This is a genomic window from Pandoraea sp. NPDC090278 (assembly GCF_044772185.1).
In the GTDB taxonomy this organism is placed as follows: Bacteria; Pseudomonadota; Gammaproteobacteria; order Burkholderiales; family Burkholderiaceae; genus Pandoraea.
Window position 1 is genome coordinate 860,792 of record NZ_JBIVYJ010000002.1, and the last position, 25,229, is coordinate 886,020.

At 62.8% G+C, this 25,229-nt stretch carries 24 protein-coding genes; 23 read left to right on the top strand and 1 reads right to left on the bottom strand.

Annotated features, from left to right (window positions below; translation table 11 throughout):
* Window positions 1–7 precede the first annotated feature (7 nt).
* The 11 genes from ACIQWO_RS12250 to ACIQWO_RS12300 all read left to right on the top strand — a co-directional run bounded on the left by ACIQWO_RS12250 (window position 8) and on the right by ACIQWO_RS12300 (window position 10,624).
* Window positions 8–1,129: an MlaE family ABC transporter permease gene (locus tag ACIQWO_RS12250; protein ID WP_402823778.1), complete on the top strand. Its 1,122-nt coding sequence runs from the start codon at window positions 8–10 to the stop codon at window positions 1,127–1,129.
* Window positions 1,129–2,064, top strand: a complete 936-nt coding sequence (locus ACIQWO_RS12255) for an ABC transporter ATP-binding protein (protein WP_402823781.1) — start codon at window positions 1,129–1,131, stop codon at window positions 2,062–2,064. The genes ACIQWO_RS12250 and ACIQWO_RS12255 overlap by 1 nt, the downstream gene beginning before the upstream one ends.
* Window positions 2,054–3,019 carry an MlaD family protein gene (locus ACIQWO_RS12260; RefSeq protein WP_402823784.1) on the top strand — a complete coding sequence of 322 codons (966 nt, stop codon included), beginning with the start codon at window positions 2,054–2,056 and terminating at the stop codon, window positions 3,017–3,019. Before ACIQWO_RS12255 ends, ACIQWO_RS12260 begins: the two co-directional genes overlap by 11 nt.
* 32 nt (window positions 3,020–3,051) lie before the next feature.
* The gene (locus ACIQWO_RS12265; protein ID WP_402823787.1) at window positions 3,052–3,828 is read left to right on the top strand and encodes an ABC-type transport auxiliary lipoprotein family protein; all 777 of its coding nucleotides are present in this window, start codon (window positions 3,052–3,054) and stop codon (window positions 3,826–3,828) included.
* A 15-nt stretch (window positions 3,829–3,843) separates the two neighbouring features.
* Window positions 3,844–5,016, top strand: a complete 1,173-nt coding sequence (locus ACIQWO_RS12270) for a VanZ family protein (RefSeq protein ID WP_402823790.1) — start codon at window positions 3,844–3,846, stop codon at window positions 5,014–5,016.
* Window positions 5,017–5,291: 275 nt separating this feature from the next.
* Window positions 5,292–6,833 carry an MFS transporter gene (locus tag ACIQWO_RS12275; protein WP_402823793.1) on the top strand — a complete coding sequence of 514 codons (1,542 nt, stop codon included), beginning with the start codon at window positions 5,292–5,294 and terminating at the stop codon, window positions 6,831–6,833.
* Between the two features lie 156 nt (window positions 6,834–6,989).
* Window positions 6,990–7,322, top strand: a complete 333-nt coding sequence (locus ACIQWO_RS12280) for a (2Fe-2S) ferredoxin domain-containing protein (protein ID WP_402823796.1) — start codon at window positions 6,990–6,992, stop codon at window positions 7,320–7,322.
* Window positions 7,323–7,405: 83 nt separating this feature from the next.
* Entirely contained in the window at window positions 7,406–8,044 is a 639-nt protein-coding gene (locus tag ACIQWO_RS12285; RefSeq protein ID WP_402823799.1) for an alpha/beta hydrolase, read from the top strand.
* 129 nt (window positions 8,045–8,173) lie between these two features.
* On the top strand, window positions 8,174–9,490 hold the full coding sequence (locus ACIQWO_RS12290) for a D-alanyl-D-alanine carboxypeptidase family protein (RefSeq protein ID WP_402823802.1): 1,317 nt from the start codon (window positions 8,174–8,176) through the stop codon (window positions 9,488–9,490).
* 19 nt (window positions 9,491–9,509) lie between these two features.
* Window positions 9,510–10,358: a D-amino acid aminotransferase gene (locus ACIQWO_RS12295; RefSeq protein ID WP_402823805.1), complete on the top strand. Its 849-nt coding sequence runs from the start codon at window positions 9,510–9,512 to the stop codon at window positions 10,356–10,358.
* A complete protein-coding gene (locus ACIQWO_RS12300; protein WP_150575326.1) occupies window positions 10,355–10,624 on the top strand; it encodes a YbeD family protein in 270 nt (89 codons plus the stop codon). The genes ACIQWO_RS12295 and ACIQWO_RS12300 overlap by 4 nt, the downstream gene beginning before the upstream one ends.
* A gap of 66 nt (window positions 10,625–10,690) precedes the next feature.
* On the opposite strand, the gene ACIQWO_RS12305 is transcribed toward ACIQWO_RS12300, so the two are convergent.
* Window positions 10,691–11,731 carry a transcriptional regulator GcvA gene (locus ACIQWO_RS12305; RefSeq protein ID WP_402823808.1) on the bottom strand — a complete coding sequence of 347 codons (1,041 nt, stop codon included), beginning with the start codon at window positions 11,729–11,731 and terminating at the stop codon, window positions 10,691–10,693.
* A gap of 100 nt (window positions 11,732–11,831) precedes the next feature.
* Between ACIQWO_RS12305 and ACIQWO_RS12310 the strand changes: the two genes are divergently transcribed.
* From ACIQWO_RS12310 to ACIQWO_RS12365, 12 genes are all read left to right on the top strand, one after another.
* Window positions 11,832–12,164: a DUF2917 domain-containing protein gene (locus ACIQWO_RS12310; protein ID WP_402823811.1), complete on the top strand. Its 333-nt coding sequence runs from the start codon at window positions 11,832–11,834 to the stop codon at window positions 12,162–12,164.
* A gap of 214 nt (window positions 12,165–12,378) precedes the next feature.
* Complete coding sequence (locus ACIQWO_RS12315) at window positions 12,379–13,314, top strand: DMT family transporter (protein WP_402823814.1); 936 nt, start codon at window positions 12,379–12,381, stop codon at window positions 13,312–13,314.
* Between the two features lie 109 nt (window positions 13,315–13,423).
* Window positions 13,424–14,137, top strand: a complete 714-nt coding sequence (gene lipB / locus ACIQWO_RS12320; RefSeq protein ID WP_402823817.1) for a lipoyl(octanoyl) transferase LipB — start codon at window positions 13,424–13,426, stop codon at window positions 14,135–14,137.
* A gap of 24 nt (window positions 14,138–14,161) precedes the next feature.
* A complete protein-coding gene (lipA, locus tag ACIQWO_RS12325) occupies window positions 14,162–15,169 on the top strand; it encodes a lipoyl synthase (protein ID WP_039402093.1) in 1,008 nt (335 codons plus the stop codon).
* 469 nt (window positions 15,170–15,638) lie between these two features.
* Window positions 15,639–16,523 (top strand): N-formylglutamate amidohydrolase, encoded by an 885-nt coding sequence (locus tag ACIQWO_RS12330; RefSeq protein WP_402823821.1) that lies wholly within the window; start codon window positions 15,639–15,641, stop codon window positions 16,521–16,523.
* Between the two features lies 1 nt (window position 16,524).
* Window positions 16,525–17,304, top strand: coding sequence for an IclR family transcriptional regulator (locus ACIQWO_RS12335; RefSeq protein WP_046290609.1), 780 nt, complete (start codon window positions 16,525–16,527; stop codon window positions 17,302–17,304).
* 365 nt (window positions 17,305–17,669) lie between these two features.
* Entirely contained in the window at window positions 17,670–18,638 is a 969-nt protein-coding gene (locus ACIQWO_RS12340) for an ABC transporter substrate-binding protein (protein WP_402823824.1), read from the top strand.
* 14 nt (window positions 18,639–18,652) lie between these two features.
* The gene (locus ACIQWO_RS12345) at window positions 18,653–19,489 is read left to right on the top strand and encodes an ABC transporter permease (protein WP_402823827.1); all 837 of its coding nucleotides are present in this window, start codon (window positions 18,653–18,655) and stop codon (window positions 19,487–19,489) included.
* 11 nt (window positions 19,490–19,500) lie between these two features.
* The gene (locus ACIQWO_RS12350) at window positions 19,501–20,295 is read left to right on the top strand and encodes an ABC transporter ATP-binding protein (RefSeq protein ID WP_095178512.1); all 795 of its coding nucleotides are present in this window, start codon (window positions 19,501–19,503) and stop codon (window positions 20,293–20,295) included.
* Between the two features lie 44 nt (window positions 20,296–20,339).
* Window positions 20,340–21,626 carry a dicarboxylate/amino acid:cation symporter gene (locus ACIQWO_RS12355; protein ID WP_402823830.1) on the top strand — a complete coding sequence of 429 codons (1,287 nt, stop codon included), beginning with the start codon at window positions 20,340–20,342 and terminating at the stop codon, window positions 21,624–21,626.
* Window positions 21,627–21,816: 190 nt separating this feature from the next.
* A complete protein-coding gene (locus ACIQWO_RS12360) occupies window positions 21,817–23,826 on the top strand; it encodes an ATP-binding protein (protein WP_402823833.1) in 2,010 nt (669 codons plus the stop codon).
* On the top strand, window positions 23,826–25,175 hold the full coding sequence (locus tag ACIQWO_RS12365) for a sigma-54 dependent transcriptional regulator (protein WP_150664224.1): 1,350 nt from the start codon (window positions 23,826–23,828) through the stop codon (window positions 25,173–25,175). The genes ACIQWO_RS12360 and ACIQWO_RS12365 overlap by 1 nt, the downstream gene beginning before the upstream one ends.
* The last annotated feature ends 54 nt before the right edge of the window (window positions 25,176–25,229 follow it).

Here is a 25,229-nt window from a genome sequence, read left to right on the forward strand (position 1 = left end):
CCCCGTTTTGAACCTCGATGCCGTACCCACTCTCGAGCTGACCCCCTCGGCACAAGGCCCGGTGGTCATGCTGCGCGGTCTGTGGACGGCGTTGGCGCTTTCTCAGCGCAAGAAGACGCTCATCGGGCTGGTGCGTGCGTTGCCGCACGGCGAGCTGGCGTGGGACCTCACGTGTGTGGAGCGCCTCGATCACGTGGGGGCGCAGGCGCTGTGGCGCTACTGGCAACGCAAGTACCCTCAGCGTATCGCGCTGACTGCCACGCAGCGCGCGCTGTTCGATCACCTCGCCGAATTCGACCGCACGCGTCAGAGTCCGGTGCCCAAGCGCCGCGTCGATCCCGTTAGCCAACTGGGCTATTCGCTGTTCACGCTGGGCGAGCATCTGCGCGACGGCATCTCGATGTTCGGCCGATTCGTGATCGACCTCGGCCGTGTCGTTCGCCATCCGTCGCGCGCACCATGGCTGGAGATGTCCGCGAACATCTACAGTGCCGGAGCGAAGGCGCTCGGCATTACGGCGATGGTCGCGTTCCTGATTGGCATCGTTCTGTCCTATCTGTCTGCCCAGCAACTGAAGTTGTATGGGGCAAGTACGTTTATCGTGAACATCCTCGGCCTGTCGGTGATCCGGGAGTTGGGGCCGGTGCTTTCCGCGATTCTCGTCGCGGGGCGCTCAGGATCGGCGATCACAGCGCAGCTGGGTGTGATGCGCGTGACCGAAGAACTCGATGCCATGCGTGTAATGGACATCCCGCATGGTTTACGACTCGTGCTACCGAAGGTCATTGCGCTGGCCATCGCCATGCCGTTGCTCGTGATGTGGACGAACATCGTCGCGCTGCTCGGCGGCGCCATCGCAGCGAAGTACGAGCTCGGTATCGGGCTGCACTATTTCTTCACGACGCTGCCCAACGCCGTTCGTATCGCGAACTTGTGGATCGGTCTGGGTAAGGGCGTTGTCTTCGGCATGCTGATTGCGCTGGTGGCATGTCACTTCGGCATGCGCGTCAAACCCAACACACAGAGCCTTGGCGAGGGCACGACACAATCGGTCGTTACGTCGATCACCGTGGTGATTCTGGCGGATGCCGTCTTCGCCATCCTCTTCCGCAATGTGGGGATTGGCTGATGAGCGAACCTATCGTGCGCGATCCTGCCAACCCCGCTGCGGTCTCGTCGCCGCCATCCCAGAGCGATGTGCTGTTCGGTGCGTCCGCCAGTTGCCCGCCGGTGTCGTCAACGTTGCCGGGCGAAGCCGAGCCGGTCATCGAAGTTCGCGATCTCACGAAGCGCTACGGCACGCACACGATTCACGAACATCTGGATCTGACCGTGCGTCAAAGCGAGATCATTGCGCTGGTGGGCGGATCGGGGTCGGGCAAGACCACCCTGATACGGCAGATCATCGGTCTGGAAGGGCCGACCAGCGGCCATATCAGTATCTTCGGGCACGACATCACGATGATCGACCGGCGCACGGCGCATCTGCTGCGCCGTCGCTCGGGTATGTTGTTTCAGCGTGGCGCGCTGTTCTCCGCGATGACGGTGTTCGACAACATCGCGCAACCGCTGCGCGAGTTGCATACGCTCTCGGAAGATCTGATTCGCGATGTGGTGATGTACAAGCTGGAGATGGTCGGGTTGTCGGGGCGCATGGCCAATCGCATGCCGTCGGAGTTGTCGGGCGGCATGATCAAGCGCGTCGGCATTGCGCGCGCCATCGCGCTGGAGCCGGAACTGCTGTTCCTCGACGAACCGACGGCCGGGCTCGACCCGCAGGCGTCGGACGAGTTCGTGGACATGGTGCGTGGCCTGCATCGCTCGCTGGGCCTGACTGTCGTGATGGTCACCCACGATCTCGATACGGTCATGATGCTGGCGACCCGTGTGGCCGTGCTGGCGGACCGCAAGGTACTCGTGAACGCGCCGGTCGAAGACGTGGTGCGTGTGGATCACCCGTTCATTCACAGCTTCTTCCTCGGTGAGCGCGGTAGACGCGCGTTGCTGGCTTTGCCTGCGGCACGGCGCGCCAAGATTTCGGAGTTACTCGACGATGGAAAATAAATCGCACGCTTTCATGGCGGGCCTCTTCACACTGGTATTGCTCGCCACGGTCGCCGCTTCGGTGTACTGGTTCAATCGCGACAACCGCGTCCGAGTGCCCTACGACCTGGTCTCGCGCACCAACGTGACGGGTCTCAATCCGGAGTCGGCCGTGCGTTATCGCGGTCTGGGCGTCGGCAAAGTCGAGTCGATCAAGTTCGATCCCCGTACGCCGGGTCAGATCCTGATTCGTATTCTCGTGAACGAAGGTACGCCGATGACCAAGTCGACGTTCGCCACGCTGAGTTATCAGGGCGTGACGGGACTGGCCTTCGTGCAACTCGATGACGACGGACACGACCGTACACTGCTGTCGTCGTCCGAGACGCAGGTCGCGCAATTGCGTTTGCGTCCGAGCTTCGTCGACGAGCTTCAGCGGCGTGGCAACAACCTCGTGCACCAGCTTGAAGAAGCGACGTCGTCGGTCAACAAGTTGCTCGATCCCGAGAATCGGCAGGCGATCGTCGACTCGATCAATAGCGTGAAGACCGCCGCCCAGAGCGTGAACCGTGTGGCGACGCAACTCGAACCGGTCACCAAGCAACTGCCGGAAACCGTGCGCGAATTGAACGGAACGCTCGCCGGTGCGCATCGTCTGACGAACCAACTGACGGATCCGCAGGGACCGCTGGTGCGAAATCTGGATAGCGTGGGGCGGGCGGCGGATCAGGCCGCGTCGAGCCTCGCGGCGTTCCAGGGGACGATGCAGACGTTCGAAGGTTCGCTGCAACAGGAGGCGCTGCCGCGTCTGAATCGTCTGTCGGACGATCTGCGTTTCACGTCGCAGGCGGTGGGGCAAGCCGCAGAGACGATCAACCGCAATCCGCGCGCATTGCTCTTCGGCACGTCGCCGCCGCCGCCGGGACCGGGTGAAACCGGTTTCGCGTGGCCGAATGGGGCAGGGGCAGGTCAATGATGCGCGACACCGTCACGCAAGGGGATATCGAGATGAATAACAGTAAGGGTCGCCTCGTCACGTGGCTGTTCAGTCTTGGGGCCGTGCTGGGGTCTGCGGTGCTGGTCGCCGGATGCGCTGCACCGGCGCCGTCGGGTGCACTCGCGCGCTTCGATCTGGGGCCGCCGACGATTCCTGCGTCGGCCGTAGCCGGTGCGAATGGTGCAGCCGGTGCCAACGCCCCTGCCTCAGACGTCGCGGCCGCCGGTGCGCAGCAACTGTCGCCGCTCAAGGTCGTGGTCAACGCGCCGAGCTGGCTCGACTCGGACATGATCTATTACCGTTTGCCTGCCAGCGAAGGCGATCAGGCGCGCGTGTATGCGAACAGCCGCTGGCTTGCGTCGCCCGCACGGCTCTTTGGCGATCGTCTGCGTGCGGCGCTGTCCGTCGACCGTGTGGTGCTCGCCGCAGGCGATCCGGCGGCTGCCCCCGCGCTGCGTGTCGAGCTTGAAGAGTTCGCGCAGTACTTCGACAGCACGTCGGCCAGTCATGGCGTGGTGCAGGTCCGCGCGACGTTGTTCGACGGGCCGAAGCTGCTCGCGCAGACGACGTTGCGCGCTCAGGCCCCCGCCGCCACGGCGGATGCCGCCGGTGGCGCGCGGGCGCTGGCCACCGCGAGCGATGCGGTGCAGAAGCAGTTGATCCAGTGGCTCGCCGGACGTGTACCGGCACCTTCGGCAACAACGCGTGCGCCTGCGCAGTCGCGTGCGCTGCCTGCCGCTTCTTCCGTAGGTTCGTCGTCGGTGAGCGCTTCGGCGCCGTCGCGATAGCGGGTCGTCTCGCCGATGCCCGAGCACGAAGTCAAACCCTGGCAACGACGCGCTTCTCCGCTTACGCGTCAGGCACTGCTGTGCCTGATTCTCCTGATGGCCTACGCCAGCCTGTATCCGTTTGAGTTTCAGCGGGCGGCGGTCGGGCCGTTCGACTACCTGTTCGCACCGCTGCCCCGCTGGATGACGATGTTCGATGTCGTCACCAACGTGCTGGGCTACATCCCACTGGGTGTGCTGACCGTGTGGGCGTTGCATCCGGCATGGCGCGGCACGCGCGCGGTGCTTGCGGCGCTTGTGCTGGGCACGCTGCTCTCGTGCGGCATGGAGGCGTTACAGACGTATCTGCCGACGCGCGTGGCGTCGAATGTCGATCTTGCGACGAATGCACTGGGTGCGCTCATTGGCGGTGCGATGGCCGTACCGCTCACCAGCCCGTTGCTCGATCGCGGATGGCTTCGCCATTTGCGCTTTGCGTGGTTCGAGCGTCATGCGAGCCTGCTGCTCGTGTTGCTGGCGTTGTGGCCGTGGGCGCAGGCGTATCCGCAGCAGTTTCTCTTTGGCGACGGCGACCTCGTCCGGCAAATCTGGCTCTGGCAGGACCCGGATATCACCGATCTAGTCCTCGACTGGGTGCCGAAGCTGGGGGAATTGCAGGACTATCTGTCGGCGCTGGATGCCGTCGCGAGCCACGCCCTGTGGGAGACGGTTGTGACCGCGAGCGGCACGATTCTCGCAGGGTTGCTCGCGACGCTGGCCATGCGTCGCACGGCACCGCGTGTGCCGCTGCTGTGCGCGATGTTCATCAGCGCCTTCGCGATCAAGGCGGTTGCGGCCGCATGGCAGTTCTCACCCGCGCAGGCGTTCGACTGGGTGACGGCAGGCGCGATCTACGGATTGGTCATCGGCTCGCTTGTGCTAATCATTGCCGGACGCGGGCCGCGTTTTCTGCGGGGCGCCGTTGCACTGGCGGCGCTGGTCGTCCTGCTCGTCTTCGTCAATCTTTTGCCTGCGAATCCCTATTACGAGGCGGCGCTTCAGTCGTGGCGTCAGGGACAGTACGTGCACTTCAACGTACTGGCGCGCTGGCTCGCGTGGACATGGCCGTATCTCGTGCTGATCTACCTGTTGGCGATGTTCGACCCGAGCCATCGCGGTCCGGCGCGTCGCGGCGGTAAGCCGGACTGACGTCAACGCGCGCCAGGAAGTACGGCATTTTCTACGGGCGCGTCGATGCGGTCGCCGGAGCGGCGAAATGTCCGTCAAGGCCCGTCCGGCAAGCGTTTCCAGTCGATTATCCCGCGCCATTGTTTCCAAATTGGAAATAGCGTATTGGCCGTCTGCCCATTGGTGAGGCCGCCCTCGACTCCTAAACTCTCATGTAAGGCGTACTGACACTCGGTGCGTCACGACCGCCCGGCATCTACAGGCAGATCCCGGGCGGTTTTCATTGGGGAGCGAAGATGAGTACCTGGGGATTGGTGTTTGCGCACAAGACACGGCAGCGCGTGCTGATGGCTGTGATCGCGGCGGCCACCGGCATCGAGATGCTGGAGAACGGCATGTTCGTGTTCGCGTCGTCGCACATCGCGGGCGGCGTCGGCGCAGCCCCGGAAGAGTACGCCTTCGTCTCTACGCTTTACGCCGTCGCTGGCATTCTCGTCATTCTCAAGCAACGCTGGCTCGCCTCGCGTCTGGGTTATCGTGGTTTCCTGACCGGTGCGCTCACGCTCATGGCGTTCGGTGCATGGTTGTGCAGCATGGCGCACAACCCGGTGGAACTTGCCGTGGCGCGCTTCGTGCTCGGACTGGGGGCGGGGTCGCTTTTCACCGCGAGCCGTATTCTGATCAACCTGTGTTTCGCGCCCGAACTGCGGCTGCGTGCGCTGCTGTTCTTCACCTATGGCTTCTTCGGCGCGCAGATCTCCGCGCCGTTACTTGCGAGCTATCTCGTCGATCATTTCATGTGGTCGTCGGTATTTCTTGTCATGGTGCCGATTGCGGTTGCCGGGGCACTGGCGTCGTGGCTCGTCATTCCGGATTTTCGCGAACGTCTGCGCGACGAAGGCGAATTCGAAATGCGCGGCATCGTGTTCTTCGCGGCGGGCGTGCTGTTCGTCGAAGTCATGATGCAGCGCTCGCGCTTCGACTTCTTCTCCAGCCCGCTGCATCTGCTAGAACTTTGTCTGGTCGGGGCAATCTGCGCCATCGGCTACATGTGGCATCAATATTCGCATCACAAGCCGCTGATCGACTTTCGCGTGCTCGTGCGCAATCCTGTGTATGTGCTCGGACTGGGCGGGTACGCGGTGTACTACTTCTTCTCGTATTCGACGTCTTACCTGTTCCCGATCTACATGCAGCAGGGGCTGAACTGGAGCGTCGAGCACACGGGGTATCTGCAAGCGGTGGCGTCGGTGACGAGTCTCGTCGTGGCCGTGATCTACACAATGGCGCGCCCGAAGTTCGTGAAGCTCAAGCCGTTCGTGCTGCTCGGCTATCTGTGCCTGCTCGGCTACGCGTTCTTGCTGTCGCAGAGCTATCAGGGCGTGTCGAGTCAGTGGCTGATTCTGCCGATGGTGCTGAGCGGTCTGGGTGGTGTGTTCGCGATGATTCCGATTGCCGAGCTGACGTTTCGCGGCATGGACGAGTATGTCTTCCAGCATGGCTATCAGACGAAGAACATCGTGCGTCAGTTGGTGAGTTCGATGTCGGTGTCCGTCATGGCCGTGCTGATGCAGGACCGTCAGGCCGTCTTCATGCATCAACTGACGCCCGCGATGACGCCGCTGAACCCCGCCTACAACGCAGCCGTCTCGCAGGCGCAGCAGACGTTCGGTGCGAGTGTCGATGCGACGACGGCGGCGCACATGGCATCGGCATGGGTGGGCAATCTCGCGTCGCAACAGGCGCTGGTGCTCTCGTGTGTGAATGTGTTCTTCGGCTTCGCGTGTCTGGCAGCCTTCTGCGCCTTGTTCATGGCGGTGCAACGGCGTCTTCGCTGATCGATGTTCGGGTGTCCCGGAATCTGCATTTCCTCATCTCTTCGGTGCCGGGCGCTGAATGCGCCCGCCGGGGCCGTCCGCAAGCCTTAAGCAGGTCGGTTAGAATGCCCGCAACACGTCGTTACGTTGCCAATTCCCCCACATAAAAGCACCGACATGTCCACCACCGAGTCGCAGTACTACAAGCATCACGTGTTCTTCTGTCTCAACCAGCGCGAAGCAGGCGCCGACCGTCCGTCGTGCGCAAATTGCAATGCGCAGTCGATGCAGGAATACGCCAAGAAGAAGGTCAAGCAGCTCGGTCTGGCCGGTCCCGGTCAGGTGCGTGTGAACAAGGCCGGATGCCTGGACCGCTGCGAGCTGGGGCCGGTCGTCGTGATCTATCCCGAAGGGACCTGGTACACGTACATCGACGAGACCGATATCGACGAGATCGTCGAGAAGCATCTGGCGCAAGGCGAGATCGTCGAGCGCCTGTTGATCGACTGATCGACTCATCGACTGGCCTGCCGCGATGTCGACACACCCTGTCGACGCCAGCGTCGGCTTCGCACTCCAGACCTACTTCGCTCATGAACGCTCAGACTGAACGCTTCACCATCGACGGCCCGGTCGGCGCCATCGAAATCGCTATCGACCGCCCGGCCGGTGTGCCGGAAAATCTGCGCGGCATCACCCTCGTCGCGCATCCGCATCCGCTGTTCGGCGGCTCGCTCGACAACAAGGTGGCCCAGACGCTCGCGCGTGCCTTCGTCCAGCTCGGTTACGCAGTGGTGCGTCCGAACTTCCGTGGCGTGGGCAAGAGCGAAGGCGAGCACGACAAAGGCATCGGCGAGCGCGACGACCTGATGGCCGTCATCGCCTGGATGCGTCAGCAACCGGGGTGGGAAACACAACCGCTCGCACTCGCTGGCTTCTCGTTCGGCACGTTCGTGCTCTCGCACGTGGCCAAGGCGCTCGAAGCCGCAGGTACGCCTCCCCAACGTCTGGTGTTCGTTGGCACGGCCGCGAGCAACTGGGACGTGGCGACCGTACCGGCCGATACGCTCGTCATCCACGGCGAGAAGGACGACACGGTGCCGCTGCAATCGGTGCTGGACTGGGCGCGTCCGCAAACCTTGCCCGTCGTGGTAATCCCCGGCGGCGAACACTTTTTCCACGGCCTGTTACCGCTGCTGAAACAGATCGTGGTCGATGCGTGGCGTCATTGATACATCTGGCCCGAATTTCGGGCTGTTTCGTCTGACAGCGACCTGCTTCGCTGGGGACGTCGGATGGCGACGGGTATAATTCGCCTCTGAACCTTGTCATGCCGTGTCGGGTCTACTTCCCCGGACGGCATGGCTCCGGCGCTCCGGTGCCGCCGTCTTCTTCGCCGTGCCGCGCTCGCCAAAGCGTGGGTTGCACGGTGCCTTCAAGCGCAGATGCCTCTGAGTTTTGCTTCGCTCACTTCGTTTTTCTCATCGCCAATGAAATTCAACGCTTCGCTGTCCCGTGCCGCCGCCGCCGCGGCGATTGTCGCTTGTGGCTCGCTTGCTACGCTTCCCGCCCGTGCTCAACAGATTCCGCCGCCGCCGATGTCGGCCAAGGCATGGACGATTGTCGACGTGACCAGCGGTCAGGTGCTCGCCGCCGGTGACCCGGATGCCCGCGTGGAGCCCGCTTCGCTCACGAAGATCATGACGACGTATCTGGTCTTCGAAGCCCTTCGCGACAAGCGCATCTCGATGGATCAGACCGTCATTCCGGGCGAGTCGGTCCGCAAGGTGGGTCGTGACGAATCGCGCATGTTCATCGAAGCCGGTAAGCCGGTCTCGGTGCGCGATCTGGTCTCGGGCATGATCATTCAGTCGGGTAACGACGCCTCCATCGCGCTGGCCGAACTCGTCGGCGGCTCGCAGCCGGGCTTCGTCGAACTGATGAATCGCGCCGCGCAGCGCATGGGTCTGAAGAACACCCACTACACGAACGTCGACGGTCTGACCGACCCGCAGCACTACACCACGGTGGCCGACATCGCCACGCTGTCGACGCACATGATTCAAGACTTCCCCGAGTACTACAAGATTTACTCGGAGAAGAGCTTCACGTACAACAACATCCGTCAGCCGAACCGTAACCGTCTGCTGTCGCTCGACCCGACGGTCGATGGCCTGAAGACCGGCCACACCAAGGAAGCGGGCTACTGCCTCGTGTCGACGGCATCGCGTCCGCTGCCGGGTGCCGCTGGCGTGAACCGCCGCGTGCTGTCGGTGGTCGTGGGTGAGCCGACCGAGCGCGCACGCGTGCAGGACAGCCTCTCCGCGCTGAACTACGGCTATCAGAACTTCGACACGCTGCGCGTGTACGGCGCGAATCAGGTCGTGGCGACGCCCAAGGTCTGGAAGGGCAAGGACAGCGAGCTGAAGATCGGCGTGAAGAAGGACACCTTCATCACCGTGCCGAAGGGCATGGCCGACAAGATCAAGCCGCAGCTCGAACTGCGTGAGCCGCTGATTGCACCGATCGCCAACGGCGCGCAGGTCGGCACCGTCAAGGTCATGGCAGATGGCAAGCAACTGGCCGAATTCCCGGTCGTGGCGCTGGCCGACGTGGCGCAGGCCAGCTTCATCGGCCGTGCATGGGACGCCCTGCGTCTGATGTTCGTGAAGAAGTAATCGGGAAGCCATTCGCATCATGAACAACCCCACCGTCTGGCTCAATGGCGAACTGATTGCGCTTGCCGACGCGAAGATTTCCGTCCTCGACCGAGGTTTCCTCTTCGGGGACGGGATCTACGAAGTCGTGCCGGTCTATCACGGCAAGCCGTTCCGTCTTGCGCAGCATCTCGACCGCCTTGAGCGCAGTCTCGCGGAAATTCGCATCGCGAACCCGTACACGCGTGCCGAATGGGAAGCGCTCTTCGCGCGTCTGTCGGCCACGTGTCCGGCCGATCCGCACAGCGTCTATGTGCAGGTCACGCGCGGTGTCGCACCGCGTCAGCACACGTTCCCGAAGGACATCACGCCGACGGTGTTCGGCATCGCCACGCCACTTACGCTGCCGAGCCGCGAGAAGGTGGAGCAGGGCGTCGGCGCGGTCACGCATGAAGACCGTCGCTGGCTGAACTGCCACATCAAGTCGACGTCGCTGCTGGGCAACGTGCTGATGGCGCAATACGCGGCCGATCACGAGGTGCAGGAGACGATCCAGTTCCGCGACGGGCTGCTGACGGAAGCGTCGTCGAGCAACGTGTGGGTGATCAAGCACGGTGCAATGGCCGCGCCGCAGCGCGATAATCGAATTCTCGAAGGCATTCGCTACGGCGCGCTCGAATCGTTCGCGCAGGAATGCGGTATCGCGTTCGAGGAGCGTGCGGTGAGCGAAGCGGAAGTGCGCGACGCCGACGAACTGCTGATCACGTCTGCCACGAAGGAAGTGCTGGCGGTCGTCACGCTCGACGGCAAGCCCGTGGGCGATGGCAAGCCGGGTCCTGTCTTCCGCGCGCTTTATGCGGCGTATCAACGCGCCAAGGAGGCACTATGACGGAAGAGAAGAAGAGCCTGATCGAGTTTCCGTGCGACTTCCCCATCAAGGTGATGGGGCATGCGCAGGACGGCTTCGCGCAGGCCATCGCGGAGTTGCTGCGCGAGTTCGATGCGCAGTTCGACGCGGCGACGATGGAAATGCGTCCGTCCAGCACGGGCAAGTATCTCGGTCTGACCGTCACGGTGCGCGCGCATTCGCAGGCGCACCTCGACGACATTTACCGCAAGCTGACGTCCCATCCGATGGTCAAGGTGGTGCTGTAAGCGACGTAGTATCGATGCGTGCCTGAGTTAGCCTCGGGCGCGCGTCTTTCGATCCCCGGATCGCGGTCAGGCATGCGTCGGCGCCCCGTCGTCGGGCAGCTTCGCCGGATCGAGACCTAACTGCGCGTCAGTCGCCATCTCCCCAGCCGTCGCGGCCATCCCGGCCGCCAGCGCAGCACGGCTCGGCTTCGTCGGACGCTGTCGCGTGTCCTTCACCAGCTCGAACGCTGCCACTTCCTCCAGAAACCACGCTCTGAACGCTTGCACGCGTTTCGTCTCCAGCACGGCCAGCGGACACACGAAGAAGTAATCCCATTCGCAAGGCGTATCGACGTCGGACAGCCGCACGAGGCGTCCCGCCATGATGTCGCCGACCGCGAGCGACCGACGCACCAGCGCCACCCCCTGACCGACGATGGCAGCCTGCGAAAGCATGCCGGAATCCTCGTACATCATCCCTTGCATCGGCTCGGGGATATCGAAGCCTGCGGAGGCGAACCACGGCGCCCACGGCTCATCTTGCGAGCGCAGCAGCGTGCTTTGGCGAAATTCGTCGGCGGTCTGCGGCAGCTTGCCGTCGTTATAGGACGGACTGCACGCGGGGAAGAAGACGTCGTCGAGCACCTTCTCGATATGCAGCCCCGGCCAGTTGCCCTTGCCCATGCGAAGGGCGATGTCGACGTCGTCGCGCTCGAAATCGGTCAACTGTGCGCTGCACCGCAACTCCACTTCCAGTTCCGGATGCCGGTCGATGAAGCGGCCGATGCGCGGCGTCAGCCAGCGACTGGCGAACGACGGCATGGTGGTGAGCACCAGACGCCGCTCGCTGCGCGTGCCCGCTTGCAGCTTGCGCGTGGCCTGCGCAATGTCGGTGAGGGCGGCCCGGATCGACGCGGCATACTGGCGCCCCGCGGGTGTGATGCTGATGCGCTTGCCGTTGCGGGCGAACAGCGTGGTACCCAGCTCCTGCTCCAGCGCACGAATCTGATGGCTGATCGCACCGTGCGTGACGAACAATTCTTCCGCCGCACGGGAAAAGCTCTCCAGGCGGGCAGCCGCCTCGAAGGCGCGCAAGGCGCTAAGGTTAGGAAGTCTCCGAAGGTCCATGTGAGCTCTATTCGCAAGGCCGTGAAAATATGTCGTTTGGTACGGCGCCTGCCAGTCCCTATGATTCAGTCATTGTCTCGCACTGAGTGGGGGTCGTAAAATGCAAAACAATTTGACAAAGGTTCAGTACTTCTACGGTCTTCGCCCGGGCGAAATGATCACGCTCGATCTGCACCATGAGCATACGCTCGTCGCACGGGGCTCGTCGGTCTGGGTGACGCGTGCTGGTGATCCGCGCGATTACTGGCTGGCACCGGGGCAACGTCTGGCCGTCGAGCCGGGACGCCGTTACTGGGTGTCTGCCGACGAGACGGCCGAAGCCGAACTGGAGCGCGAAGTCTCGCGGCGCTTCTCCGCGATGCGCCTGCTTCGCAAGTGGCTGGCGGGCCGTCGGGCGGCACGTGAAGCGAATTCCTGCACCTGCGCTGCCTGATATCACTGGCAATCCGACCGATCCGATCGATATGCCGGGCTCCGGCCCGTGAACACCACGCGCTCAATGGCGATAGTCGCCGGACGAGCGCGTGTTTCGTTTGGGCCGTGGAAGTCTGACCCTCGGTGCTGTTACTCGAATTCACAACAAGACGCGCAATAATCGAATCAAAAACACAGCGATAACGCGTCGAAACAAGAGAAGTCGTCCCCCGATGAACCAAGCTTCGCCCCCTGCATCGATGCCATCCTCCGCCACACCGAACCCGCAAGCCGACGAACGCCTTGGGCGTTTGCTGATGATCGCGGCGATGGTGATCTCCGGCACGATCGGTTACTTCGTGTTGATGTCGGGCCAGCCCGCGCTCAATGTGGTGTTCTTCCGTTGCCTGATCGGTGCGCTCAGCCTGTGCGGTTGGTGTGCGCTTCGCGGTTACTGGCGGGGATTGCGCATGACCCGCTGGCAAGTGGTGAACGTGACGCTCGGGGCCATTACGCTTGTCTCGAACTGGTATTTCCTGTTCACGGCTTACCGGTTGACCTCGGTCGGCATTACGACCGTCGTCTACAACGTCCAGCCGTTCCTGCTGGTGCTCGCCAGTGTGATCGTTACGCGAGAGCGACCGTCGCTGGCCACGCTGGGCTGTCTGGGCGTGGCGTTCGCCGGGCTGGTGATTCTGGCCGAGCCGGGGGGCGTGCATGGGGCGGGTTATCTGATCGGCGTGGCGAGTGCGCTGGCTGCCGCGTCGCTTTACGCCGCGACCACGCTTTTCACCAAGAAGCTGGCCGGGACGATTCGTCCCGAGATCATTGCGGCGCTGCACATGGTCATCGGCGCGGTCGTTTTCGTCTGGATGGCGGACTTCCACCACTTGCCGTCGGCACCGCGCCAGGTCGGCGCCATCGTCACGCTGGGCCTATTCCATACGACGTTCATGTATTTGTTGCTCTACGGGGCGTTTCAGAAGGCGTCGACGTCGAGTCTGGCGGTGTTCGGCTTCGTCTACCCCGTGGTGGCCGTGGCGGTGGACTTTCTGGCGTTCGGCATCGTGCTGCACCCGACGCAGTGGTTGGGCGGCGTGATGATTCTGCTCGCGGCCGGGTGGTATGCCCGGGGGCTGGGCGCGACACCCGCCCGAAAGGCAGCCTGAGCCTGCGGATCTGGCGCCGGGGATCGTTGCGGCCGGGCAACACTTCGTGCCGCGTCTTGCCGGTCGTGGCTTCGAGCAAGATTGGCGTGGTTTCGCTAAAATTGCGTCCATGACCTCCCCGATCGAAGTTTGCTGGCGCGGCATAGAAGACTACGCCACCTCGTTCGACGCCATGCGCGCGTACACCGATGCGCGTGGCTCGGACGGCCCCGACCAGCTTTGGATCGTCCAGCATCCGCCCGTCTACACGCTCGGACTCGCTGGAGATCCCGCTCACCTGCTCGTTGCCAACACCGGTATTCCGCTTGTCAAAGTCGACCGTGGCGGCCAGATCACGTATCACGGCCCCGGTCAGGTGGTGATCTATCTGCTCGTGGACCTGCGACGCCGCAAGCTCGGCGTGCGCGAAATGGTGCGGCTGATCGAGCAGGCGGTGATCGACACCCTTGGAGCGTATAATCTCGACGTTGAGCGCCATGCCGGTGCGCCGGGTATCTATGTGAGCCCGGGCGACGGCACTGTGGCGCATGCCGGCGCGAAGATCGCTGCGCTCGGGTTGAAAATCCGCAACGGCTGCAGTTATCACGGCGTTTCGCTGAATGTCGCGATGGATCTGCGCCCGTTCGACTGGATCAATCCGTGCGGTTACGCCGGTTTGCAAACCGTAGACATGGCCACGCTTGGCGTGGCTCCCCGCTGGGATGAAGTGGCCGCGCGACTGGCGCAGCAACTCGGTCATCACCTCGAACAGCACCCCGCGACGACAGTTGCCGCGCCGCAGGCCGATACGAATTCGGCCGCCAGCGCAGACGCCGCCGCCTGATTGGACGCCTGGAAAGCCCCCATCATGACCACCGTGACTCAGAACGACAGCACGAACAAAGAAGTTCGCACGATCGACGGCGATTACGACGCCACCGCGAAGCAGAAGTCGCAAGCCAAGACGGCGCGCATCCCGATCAAGATCGTGCCGATCGAGCGCCTGAAGAAGCCGGACTGGATTCGCGTGAAGGCGGCCACTCACACCTCCCGTTTCTACGAGATCAAGCAGATCCTGCGCGAGCACAATCTGCACACGGTCTGTGAAGAGGCGAGCTGCCCGAACATCGGCGAGTGCTTCGGCAAGGGCACGGCCACGTTCATGATCATGGGCGACAAGTGCACGCGCCGTTGCCCGTTCTGCGACGTCGGCCACGGCCGCCCGGATCCGCTGGACGTCGATGAGCCGCTGAACCTCGCGAAGACCATCGCCGCGATGCGCCTGAAGTACGTCGTGATCACCAGCGTGGACCGCGACGACCTGCGCGACGGCGGTGCCCAGCACTTCGTCGATTGCATCCGCCACGTGCGCGAGCTGTCGCCGTCGACCCGCATCGAAATCCTGACGCCGGACTTCCGCGCGCGTCTCGACCGTGCTCTGGGCATTCTCAATGCCGCACCGCCCGATGTGATGAACCACAACCTCGAAACGGTGCCGCGTCTGTATAAGGAAGCGCGCCCCGGCTCGGACTACCAGCACTCGCTCACGCTCCTCAAGGAGTTCAAGGCGCAGCACCCGGACGTGTCGACGAAGTCGGGCCTGATGGTCGGTCTGGGCGAGACGGACGAGGAAATTCTTCAGGTGATGCGCGACATGCGCGCGCACAACGTCGACATGCTTACGATCGGTCAGTACCTGCAACCGTCGGAGCACCACCTGCCGGTGCGCCGTTACGTGACGCCCGACACGTTCAAGATGTTCGAGGAAGAAGCGTACAAGATGGGCTTCACCCACGCGGCCGTGGGCGCGATGGTGCGTTCGAGCTATCACGCCGACGTGCAGGCGCACGAAGCAGGCGTGGCCGACGCCATCTAAGCGAGAAATCCTCCCGGCAATCGTCCGGACGGAAGCGTCACGAAAGCGGATCGTCGAAAGACGGTCCGTTTTTTTTCGTCCGTACCCTCCATGCGCTGGGGCGCTGAACGAGCACTGATCGCGCCAATGACCGCCACCAAGCGTTAGCCCGACGCCCATACTGGATTACGGGACGTCACAAGTCGCGCCCGGTTCAATAGCCGATACGCGCCGCAGGCATCGCCGGATGCCGACTAACGCGTCCGAATGCCTACGATACGCACCGCTATTTGTGATGATCGTCGCCTAACGGTTTGCGTTACCCCCATCCGCCAGCTTCATCTCCCTCGAAATATGTTGTAACAACCGTCACCTTGTGGCGCTGGGTGCGTTGTTCCAGAATATTGAAACTTTGTTTTGCTTGGCAAAACACTGCGCGCGTCATGGTTATTGGGCGAGCGGATGTTCCGGATGCACGCCAGGAGGCAGCATGTCCCGTCAGGTCACTGAGGGCCGATTTTTCGTTGAAGCACCGCAAGGTGGCGCAATGCGCCACGGGGGGCACTTGCCTCTGGTGATCGACGCGCCTCACAGCGGCCATGTGTTCCCGCCGGACTTCGACACGATTGCCCCGACCGCCGCGATCCTCGCTTGCGGCGATGCCTACGTCGACGAACTCTGGTCCGTCGCGACGCATCACGGCGCGACGCTCGTGGCCGCGCTTTTCCCGCGCGCCTATATCGACCCGAATCGTGCTGAGCACGACATCGACCCCGAATTGCTGGCGAGCCTGTGGCCGCACGATGCGCGTCCGCAACACTACAGCGAGCGTGGTGTCGGCCTGCTGCACCGGTTTGCTGCCCCCAACGTACCGCTCTATGACCGCCGTCTGACGGTGGCCGAACTCGAGCGACGGATTCACGATTACTACCTGCCGTACCGCCACGCGTTGCGCGATGCACTCGATGCCGCGTGGCAGCGTCACGGCGTGGTCTGGCATCTCGACTGTCATTCGATGCGTTCGCTCGGCGGGGCGCTCGATCCCGACGCTGGCATGGCGCGCCCCGACGTTCTGGTGAGCGACGGTGACGGCACGACCGCAGACCCCGCGTTTTCACGCTGGGTGATGGCCGAATTTACGCGTCTTGGATTTCGTACGGCCTACAACGCGCCGTATCGCGGTGGCGATCTGGTGCGTCATTTCGGACGCCCCGCCGAGCGGCGTCACAGCGTGCAGATCGAACTGAATCAGGCGCTTTATCTGAATGAATCTAGCGGCGAAAAGCATGACGGCTTTTCGACGCTGCAATCGCAACTTGGCCAATTTGCGGCGGCGCTTGCCGCCTATGCCGAACAACATAGCGAGGAAGTTTGAGATGGACTACACAGTCGCTTCGGTTGACACAGCGCTTTCGCTGCTGTCGCTGGTCGGGGAGTGCCCTGGCCTGGGTGTGACGGAACTGGCGCAGCGCGCTGGCCTGAACAAGTCGCGGGCATTTCGTTTGCTGGCGACGCTCGAACAGCACCGCTGGGTGGTTCGCGAGGGCAGCCCGGTGACTTACGTGCTGGGTGCGCAGGCGTTGGTGCTCGGTGTGGCGGGCCATGAACAGGTCAACCTCGTGAAGGTCGCCCATCGTCACCTGCAGGCACTTAACCGCGCGCTCAACGAGAACATCCAGTTGCGTGTGCGTGACGGTCTCGAATCGCTGTGCGTCGCCCGTGTGGAATCGACGCATGAGCTGCGCGTGCATGGCGTGGTCGGCAATCGTCGCCCGTTGTACGTTGGCGCGTCGGGCCGTGTGCTGTTGGCTTTCGCGTCGGACGACGTCCGTGCGCAAGTGCTGGGCCGTCCCCGCAAGCGCTTCACGGCGGGCACGCTGATCGAGCGCGACGAACTGGCGGCCGAGCTGCTGAACGTGCGTCGTCAGGATTGCGCGGTGAGCTTTGGCGAACTCGCGCCGGAAGCCGTCTCGGTCGCGGTGCCGGTGCGCGATGCATCGGGCGAAGTGATCGCCTCGCTGTCGGCCTCGGGTCCGTCGTCGCGGATGACGCGTGCGTTGCTGCCCGATATCTCGTCGCGTCTGTCGGCCTGTGCCGCAGAGATTTCGGCCGCACTGGGTTATCACACGCCAGTCCCGGAAGCGCTGTCGGCCTGACATCGCCCTCTGTATCGAAACCTCTCCTCGAAGGCGCTGCCACCCCAGGTAGGCGCTTTCAAGGGAGGTTCTATTTGTTTCAACGGTCCGTTGTGACGAATCCAACGTCGTCAGGATCTTCCCTCATCGCGTGAAATCTCCCAATTTCACCGGATTTTCTGGAAATCCAGAAACAATCTGTGCTTGCTTTCCGGTTTTCCGTATAAGCGACCATCGGGTTTTCCACAGCTTCCCACAATAAAATCAAACACTTGTAACGCTGGCATGAGTATTGCTTTCTAACGCGCGTGCTGCCGCCGTTTCCGAATTCCCATTGGAAATCCGGAAACCCAGAGCAAGCCGTTCTAATAAAGAGAGGAGACCTTATGTTCAAGCAATGCCTTGCCGCCGCTGCGCTGTGTGCAGTTTCGCTACACGCTTTTGCCGACGATCTGGTGCGTCTGGGGAACCTGAAGTTCGCCCACTACGGCGCCGTGTCGTACATGAAAGTGATTGGACCGAAGTACGGCCTGAAGATCGAGGAACGGATGTTCGCCAAGGGCGTGGACATCATGCCGGCCATCGTGGCCGGTCAGATCGACGTGTCGGCAAGCGCGCTTGACGCCGCTATCGCAGGTCGCGCTCAGGGCGCACCGATCTACGCGGTGGCCGGTTTCGCCAAGGGCGGCGTGCGTATCGTGGCCAAGAAGGGTCTGCCGATCACCAAGATCGCCGATCTCAAGGGCCGCAAAGTGGGCGTGGCCCGTGGCGGTGCGCAGGAACTGATTCTGTACGCAGAACTGGCCAAGGCCGGTCTGACGTGGTCGGATCAACCGGGCAAGGACGTACAGATCCTCTTCATGGCCTACGCCGATCTGAATCAGGCGGTCGCCGCAGGTAGCATCGATGCGATGTGCCAGTCTGAGCCGCAAGCCTCGCAAGCCATCAACAAGGGCTTCGGTGTCGAAGTGCTTAAGCCGTACGACACGCCGATCGGCGAGCCGGTGCGTGCGCTCGTGATCACCGAGAAGCTCTACAAGGAAAAGCCGGACGTGGCCCAACGTCTGATGTACGCCTTCGTCGAAGCGACCGACTACTTCATCAAGAACCCGAAAGCGGCCGAGAAGTTCGTTCGCGAAGACATGTTCAAGAATCAGATCACCGAACAGGACTTCACGGACGCGATCGGCAACTCGCCGTATAGCTACGACCTGACGCTGTCGCACGTGCAACTCACGACCGACCTCATGAAGAAGTTCGGCGTGGGCAAGTTGCAGGATCCGGTGCCGAAGGCTGACGACTGGGTCAAGCTCGACCTGCTCGCCAAGGCGAAAGCCAAGCTGAACATTAAGTAAGGCGAGGCGAACGGATGTCAGCAGTGCTTTCCAATACGGGGGCTTCTCGCGCCGCGCGCATGATGCGCGGCGTGCTGATTCCGCTCGCGGTCGTGGTGATCTGGCAGATCGTCACGGGCCTTGAGTGGATCAACCCGATCATTCTTCCGTCGCCGGTCGCTGTCGTGACCAAATGGTGGCAATACCTCAAACCGACCGTGGCGATGGCCGAAGGCTTCGGTGCGTGGCTGCAATCGAGCGAATTGCTCATGGACGCCACGCATAGCCTTTACCGCGTAATCATGGGCTTCATCGTGGGCGCAGGCATTGCGCTGCCCCTTGGTCTGCTCATGGGCACGAGCACGCGTGTCTACGGCCTGTTCAACCCGCTGGTGCAGGTGGTGCGTCCGATTCCCCCAATCGCGTACATCCCGCTGGCCATTCTCTGGTTCGGTCTGGGCAATCCCCCCGCGTTCTTCCTGATCGCACTGGGCGCGTTCTTCCCGGTGCTGATGAACACGATTGCCGGTGTGCGTCACGTCGACGGCATCTATCTGCGTGCCGCGCGCAATCTCGGCGCGGGTCAGCTCACGATCTTCCGTCGCGTGATTCTGCCTGCGGCCACGCCCTACATCCTGTCGGGTGTGCGTATCGGTATCGGCACGGCGTTCATCGTCGTGATCGTGGCCGAGATGATCGCCGTGAACAACGGTCTGGGATATCGCATTCTGGAAGCGCGCGAGTACATGTGGTCGGACAAGATCATCGCCGGGATGCTGACCATCGGTCTGCTCGGTCTGGTGATCGACCTCGGCATGGATCGTCTCAACAACCACCTGCTCAAGTGGCACCGTGGTCTGGAAACCAAGTGAGGCGATAAAAAATGCTGATTCAAATCGATCACGTCAACAAACAGTTCCCGATTCCCGGCGGCGTCGTCGACGCGCTCAAGGACATCGACCTGAACATCAACGCGGGCGAGTTCGTCTGCCTGCTCGGCCCATCGGGTTGTGGCAAGTCGACGCTGCTCAACGCGCTCGCCGGTTTCGTGCAACCGACGTCGGGTGCGATTCGCATCGACGGTCGTGCCGACGCTGCTGCCGAACCGGGTCCGGATCGCGGCATGGTGTTCCAGGAGTACGCACTGTTCCCTTGGATGACCGTGGCGCAGAACGTGGCGTTCGGTCTCGAGATCAAGGGCATGAAGCGCGCCGAGATCAACGAGCGAGTGAACCTTCTGCTCGGCAAGCTCAACCTGCGCGAGTTCCGCGACCGCTATCCACGCGATCTCTCGGGCGGCATGCGTCAGCGCGTGGCGATTGCCCGCGTGCTCGCGCTCGACAGTCCGATCATGCTCATGGACGAGCCGTTCGGCGCGCTCGACGCCCTCACGCGTCGCACGTTGCAGGACGAGCTGCTGCGCATTTGGGAGGAATTCAGGAAGACGATCATTTTCGTCACACACAGTATCGAGGAGTCGATCTATCTGGCCGACCGGGTCGTCGTCATGACGTACCGGCCGGGCACGGTCAAGCGGGACGTGGTCATCGAACTACCCCGTCCGCGCGACACGGCAGGCAGCGAATTCAATGAATTGAAGAAGGAGCTGGCCCAGATGGTGATGGAGGAGCAAATGCGCTTTGCGCAAAGCGAGATTCGCGGCGTCACCGCGGATTAATAAGAAGGGCGGTGGCTTGCCCCGCCGCCTGAAGAGGAAACAACATGCAAACCCAGACCAAAAAACCCTTTTACCGCATCCTGTACGTGCAGGTGCTGTTTGCCATTGTCGTCGGCATTCTGCTCGGGCACTTCCGGCCCGATCTGGCCGTCGAAATGAAGCCGCTTGGCGACGCGTTCATCAAGCTCATCAAGATGATCATCGGTCCGGTGATCTTCTGTACCGTCGTGACCGGTATCGCCGGCATGGAAGACATGAAGAAGGTCGGCCGCGTTGGCGGTAAGGCGCTGATCTACTTCGAAGTCGTCTCGACGCTCGCACTCGTGATCGGCCTGATCGCCACGCACGTGCTCAAGCCGGGCGCTGGCTTCAATGTCGACATCAGTACGCTCGATCCGAAGGCCATCGCAGGCTACGCCGCGAAGGCTGCACACGGCGACACGTTCACCGACTTCCTGCTGCACCTGATTCCGAACACGATCACCGACGCGTTCGCCAAGGGTGAAATTCTCCAGATCCTCGTGATCGCTATCCTGTTCGGCGCTGCGCTGGGCATGATCGGTGAGCGTGGTCGCGTGGTGACGGGCTGGATCGACAGCGTGTCGGGCGTGCTCTTCCGCGTCGTGCACATCATCACCAAGGTCGCTCCGCTGGGCGCTTTCGGTGCGATGGCCTTCACCATCGGCAAGTACGGTATCGCTTCGCTGGTGCCGCTCGCCAAGCTGATGGGTACGTTCTACCTGACGTCGTTCCTGTTCGTGATCGTCGTGCTGGGTCTGATCGCCAAGTTCACCGGCTTCTCGATCTTCCGCTTCCTTGCGTACATCAAGGAAGAGCTGCTGATCGTGCTGGGTACGAGCTCGTCGGAAGCTGCGCTGCCGCACCTGATGGAAAAGATGGAAAAGGCCGGTTGCTCGAAGTCGGTGGTGGGTCTCGTGATCCCGACCGGCTACTCGTTCAACCTTGACGGCACGAACATCTACATGACGATGGCCGTGCTGTTCATCGCACAAGCGACGAACATCGATCTGACCTGGGGCCAACAGCTCACGCTGCTCGCCGTGGCGATGCTGACCTCGAAGGGCGCTTCGGGCGTGACCGGCGCAGGCTTCATCACGCTGGCCGCAACGCTGGCTGTGATCCCGACGATTCCGGTTGCCGGGATGGTGCTGATTCTCGGTATCGACCGCTTCATGAGCGAATGCCGTGCACTGACGAACATCTGCGGCAACGGTGTCGCAACGATCGTCGTGTCGGCCTGGGAAAAGGAACTGGACCGCAAGAAGCTGAACGACGCCATGTCGGGCAAGCAAGGTCCGGAGCTGGCCTAAGGGCTGGCGGCAGGGGCGGGCGGTGTTGCGCGTGACGTGTTTCGCGCGACACTGCCAGCCGGTTCTCCGGGTCCCTGCCAACCTGTATCGACCGTATGTTCGCCACCGGGCGGCGCGGCACAGGCACAATAGCGCCTGAGCTTCGCCGCCCGGTGGTCCTTTAGCACCTCACGCAACACCCTGTGCCCCAATGGCCACCCCGCACGACAACACGATCCGCGCCCGCCACGCCCACGGCAGTCACGCACCCCAAGGTGTCGCTGCGCCCGTGAGCCATAAGGACGGTAAGGACGCCGTGGGCAATCGGCGCGACGAAGTCCCCATCGATCTCGAGAGGGCTGTCCCGATGCGCCGTTGGTCATGGATCGTCGTCATGTTGTTGGCGAGTGTCCTGTTTTGCTGGTTGACGTACGCCCTGAGCTGGCAGCGGGGTGTGGCCGACCTGCGCGTGAACGCAGGCGCGCGTGTCGAACGTTACGCAGGGAGCCTGCGCAGCACCGTCGACCGCTACGAATTTCTTCCGTATCTGCTCTCGCTGCATCCGTACGTGCACGACCTGTTGCTCAATCCGAAAGACAAGGCCGTGGTGCAGCGGGCCAACGACTATCTGTTCGACGTCAATCAACGCGCCAAGGCATCGGCAGCGTACGTGATCGACGCGAACGGTCTGGCACTCGCCGCAAGCAACTGGCGCGAGAAGGCCACATTCGTCGGACAGGAGTACCGCTTCCGTCCGTATTTCATCGACGCCATCAAGGGCGCATTCGGCCGCTTTTACGGTGTGGGGACGACCTCCGGCGAGCCGGGGTATTTCGTCTCCCAGCCGATTCTCGTCGACGGCCAGATCCACGGTGTGGTCGTGGTGAAGCTGAATCTGGAGTGGTTCCAGCGCGCGGGGGCGGACGCCTCCGAGCCCGTTGTCGTGGCCGACGATCACGGCGTGATCTTCCTGTCGTCCGAGCCGCGCTGGCAGTATCGTTCGCTCACGCCGCTCGCTCCTGACGTGAAGGCGGCGCTCGACAGCACGCGCCAGTATTACAACCAGAACGTGACGCCGCTCGCCTGGAGCGAGGACGAACGACTCGACGCCGACGGCGAGGTCGTGACGGTGCATGACGGCAGGGCCGCAGGCAAGAACAGGCGCTTTCTCGCCGTGCAGCGCAAGCTGGGCGAGCCGGATTGGACGCTCATGTACTTCGCGCCGCTCGATCAGGTGATCGCCAATGCACGGATCGCGGCGGTCGCTGCGGCGTGTCTGGCGGCGTTTACTTGCTTGTTGGGCGTGGCGTGGAATCAGCGACGTCAGCGTGTGCGCGACATGCTCAAGAGCCGCGAGTTGTTGCAGTCTGCTTATGCCGAACTGGGCGAGCGTGTCGCCGAGCGCACGGCCGATCTGCAATCCGCCAACGAGCGTTTGCAAACGGAAGTGCAGGAGCGCTCGCGCACCGAACACGAACTGCGCGAGGCGCAAAGCGAACTCGTGCAGGCCTCGAAACTCGTGGCGCTGGGGCAGATGGCAGCAGGCATCACGCACGAACTCAACCAGCCGCTCTCGGCGCTGCGCAGTTTCTCGGACAATACGCGCGTGCTGATCGAGCGTCGGGAGTACGACGCCGCGCAGGAGAACCTCGAAGCCATTGCGTCGCTCACCGACCGCATGGGCAAGATCACCGGGCAGTTGCGTCTCTTTGCAGGGCGCGCGCGGCGTGGCGATATGGAAGCTTTGGTGCAGCGCGCGCTGGATAATACGCTGATGCTGTTGCGCGTACGTCTGGCCGGTATTCAGGTGACGACCACCTTCGCGCGCGGCCTGGAAGATGTGCAGGTGGCGTGCGAGGGCTTGCGTCTCGAACAGGTGTTGATCAATCTGGTAGGTAACGCCATCGACGCCGTGGTGGGGGCAGCTCACCCGCAAGCCTCGCCGTCGATATGGATCGATGTGGACGCGGACGACCTGTGGGCGCGCATTTATGTGCGCGACAACGGGCCGGGCATTTCGGAGGCACATATGCCGCGTCTGTTCGAGCCGTTTTTCAGTACCAAGGAGGGCGGTCAGGGCATGGGGCTCGGACTCGCAATTTCGTCATCCATCGCACAAGAGAACGGCGGCCAGTTGGTCGCCCGCAACGTTCCGGGCGGTGGGGCTGAATTTCTCGTGACGCTGCGCCGCGTGCAACGCACCGGCGCGACAATCGCATGATGTACAAGAACCTCCAGATCCTATTTGTCGAAGACGACGAACTCGTGCGGCGTGCCACGCTGCAAAGCCTGCAACTCGCCGGACTCGATGCCTTCGGGCTTGCTTCGGCCGAAGCGGCGCGAGAGCGCATCACGCCGGACTTCGCCGGCATTGTCGTGTCGGACATTCGTCTGATCGGCATGAGCGGGCTCGAATTGCTCGCGCATTTGCGTCAGCACGCGCCGGAAGTGCCGGTCATTCTCGTCACCGGTCATGGCGATATCTCGATGGCGGTGCAGGCCATTCGCGACGGTGCTTATGACTTCATCGAGAAGCCTTTTGCGCCGGACCGTCTGATCGAGTCGGCCAAGCGTGCGCTGGAAACGCGCAAGCTCATGCTGGAGAACCAGGCGCTGCGCCGTGAACTGGCGGAGCAGGGCGGACGCGCCTCGCGCATCATCGGACGCAGTCCGTCGATGGAGACGCTGCGCACGCTCATCGCCAACGTCGCCATGACGGATGCCCCGGTGCTCATCAACGGCGACACCGGCACCGGCAAGGAGCTGGTCGCTCGCAGTCTGCATGAGTTGTCGCGTCGCCGCGATGCACCGTTCGTCGCGCTGAACTGCGGCGCACTTCCCGAAGCGATCTTCGAGAGCGAGATGTTTGGCCATGAGGTCGGTGCATTTACCGGCGCGGCGAAACGTCGTATCGGCAAGCTGGAGCATGCGTCGGGTGGCACGTTGTTTCTCGACGAGATCGAGAGCATGCCCGCCGCGTTGCAGGTGAAGTTGCTGCGCGTGTTGCAGGACGGCGTGCTGGAGCGTCTCGGATCGAACCAGTCGATTCGTGTGGACTGCCGCGTGGTGGCGGCCGCCAAGGGCGATATGGAAGCGCTCGTGCGCGAGGGGACGTTCCGTCGCGACCTTTACTACCGGTTGAATGTGGTGACACTGGCGCTGCCGCCGCTGCGTGAGCGTCGTGAAGACATCCTGCCGCTGTTCGAACATTTCATGCTCGATGCGGCCGTGCGTTACGGACGCCCTGCGCCGGTGGTGTCGGACCGGATGCGTCAGGAGTTGCTGCAGTCGGACTGGCCGGGCAACGTGCGTGAGTTGCGCAACGCGGCCGACCGTCTGGTGCTGGGTGTGGCGAGCGCCCCTGAAGGGGAGTCGCTCGCACCGCTGCCGCTCAAGGAGCAGGTGGAGCGGTTCGAGCGGGCCGTGCTTCAGGAGGCGCTGGAACACAGCAAGGGTAACGTGGCGGCGACGGCCGAGGCGTTACATGTGCCGAAGGCGACGCTGTACGAAAAGCTCAAGCGCTATGGCTTGCATACGCGCGGGCACGGCGAGGGTGGCGATGGACGCTGACGTCGTCAGGAAAACAAAAAGCGCCCTGCGGGGCGCTTTTTTGTTGGCAGCTAA

Coding starts and splice junctions, on each gene's coding strand:
- ACIQWO_RS12255 (WP_402823781.1), top strand. CDS start 1,129: ATGAGCGAACCTATCGTGCGCGATCCTGCCAACCCCGCTGCGGTCTCG.
- ACIQWO_RS12260 (WP_402823784.1), top strand. CDS start 2,054: ATGGAAAATAAATCGCACGCTTTCATGGCGGGCCTCTTCACACTGGTA.
- ACIQWO_RS12265 (WP_402823787.1), top strand. CDS start 3,052: ATGAATAACAGTAAGGGTCGCCTCGTCACGTGGCTGTTCAGTCTTGGG.
- ACIQWO_RS12270 (WP_402823790.1), top strand. CDS start 3,844: ATGCCCGAGCACGAAGTCAAACCCTGGCAACGACGCGCTTCTCCGCTT.
- ACIQWO_RS12275 (WP_402823793.1), top strand. CDS start 5,292: ATGAGTACCTGGGGATTGGTGTTTGCGCACAAGACACGGCAGCGCGTG.
- ACIQWO_RS12280 (WP_402823796.1), top strand. CDS start 6,990: ATGTCCACCACCGAGTCGCAGTACTACAAGCATCACGTGTTCTTCTGT.
- ACIQWO_RS12285 (WP_402823799.1), top strand. CDS start 7,406: ATGAACGCTCAGACTGAACGCTTCACCATCGACGGCCCGGTCGGCGCC.
- ACIQWO_RS12290 (WP_402823802.1), top strand. CDS start 8,174: ATGGCTCCGGCGCTCCGGTGCCGCCGTCTTCTTCGCCGTGCCGCGCTC.
- ACIQWO_RS12295 (WP_402823805.1), top strand. CDS start 9,510: ATGAACAACCCCACCGTCTGGCTCAATGGCGAACTGATTGCGCTTGCC.
- ACIQWO_RS12300 (WP_150575326.1), top strand. CDS start 10,355: ATGACGGAAGAGAAGAAGAGCCTGATCGAGTTTCCGTGCGACTTCCCC.
- ACIQWO_RS12305 (WP_402823808.1), bottom strand. CDS start 11,731: ATGGACCTTCGGAGACTTCCTAACCTTAGCGCCTTGCGCGCCTTCGAG.
- ACIQWO_RS12310 (WP_402823811.1), top strand. CDS start 11,832: ATGCAAAACAATTTGACAAAGGTTCAGTACTTCTACGGTCTTCGCCCG.
- ACIQWO_RS12315 (WP_402823814.1), top strand. CDS start 12,379: ATGAACCAAGCTTCGCCCCCTGCATCGATGCCATCCTCCGCCACACCG.
- lipB (WP_402823817.1), top strand. CDS start 13,424: ATGACCTCCCCGATCGAAGTTTGCTGGCGCGGCATAGAAGACTACGCC.
- lipA (WP_039402093.1), top strand. CDS start 14,162: ATGACCACCGTGACTCAGAACGACAGCACGAACAAAGAAGTTCGCACG.
- ACIQWO_RS12330 (WP_402823821.1), top strand. CDS start 15,639: ATGTCCCGTCAGGTCACTGAGGGCCGATTTTTCGTTGAAGCACCGCAA.
- ACIQWO_RS12335 (WP_046290609.1), top strand. CDS start 16,525: ATGGACTACACAGTCGCTTCGGTTGACACAGCGCTTTCGCTGCTGTCG.
- ACIQWO_RS12340 (WP_402823824.1), top strand. CDS start 17,670: ATGTTCAAGCAATGCCTTGCCGCCGCTGCGCTGTGTGCAGTTTCGCTA.
- ACIQWO_RS12345 (WP_402823827.1), top strand. CDS start 18,653: ATGTCAGCAGTGCTTTCCAATACGGGGGCTTCTCGCGCCGCGCGCATG.
- ACIQWO_RS12350 (WP_095178512.1), top strand. CDS start 19,501: ATGCTGATTCAAATCGATCACGTCAACAAACAGTTCCCGATTCCCGGC.
- ACIQWO_RS12355 (WP_402823830.1), top strand. CDS start 20,340: ATGCAAACCCAGACCAAAAAACCCTTTTACCGCATCCTGTACGTGCAG.
- ACIQWO_RS12360 (WP_402823833.1), top strand. CDS start 21,817: ATGGCCACCCCGCACGACAACACGATCCGCGCCCGCCACGCCCACGGC.
- ACIQWO_RS12365 (WP_150664224.1), top strand. CDS start 23,826: ATGTACAAGAACCTCCAGATCCTATTTGTCGAAGACGACGAACTCGTG.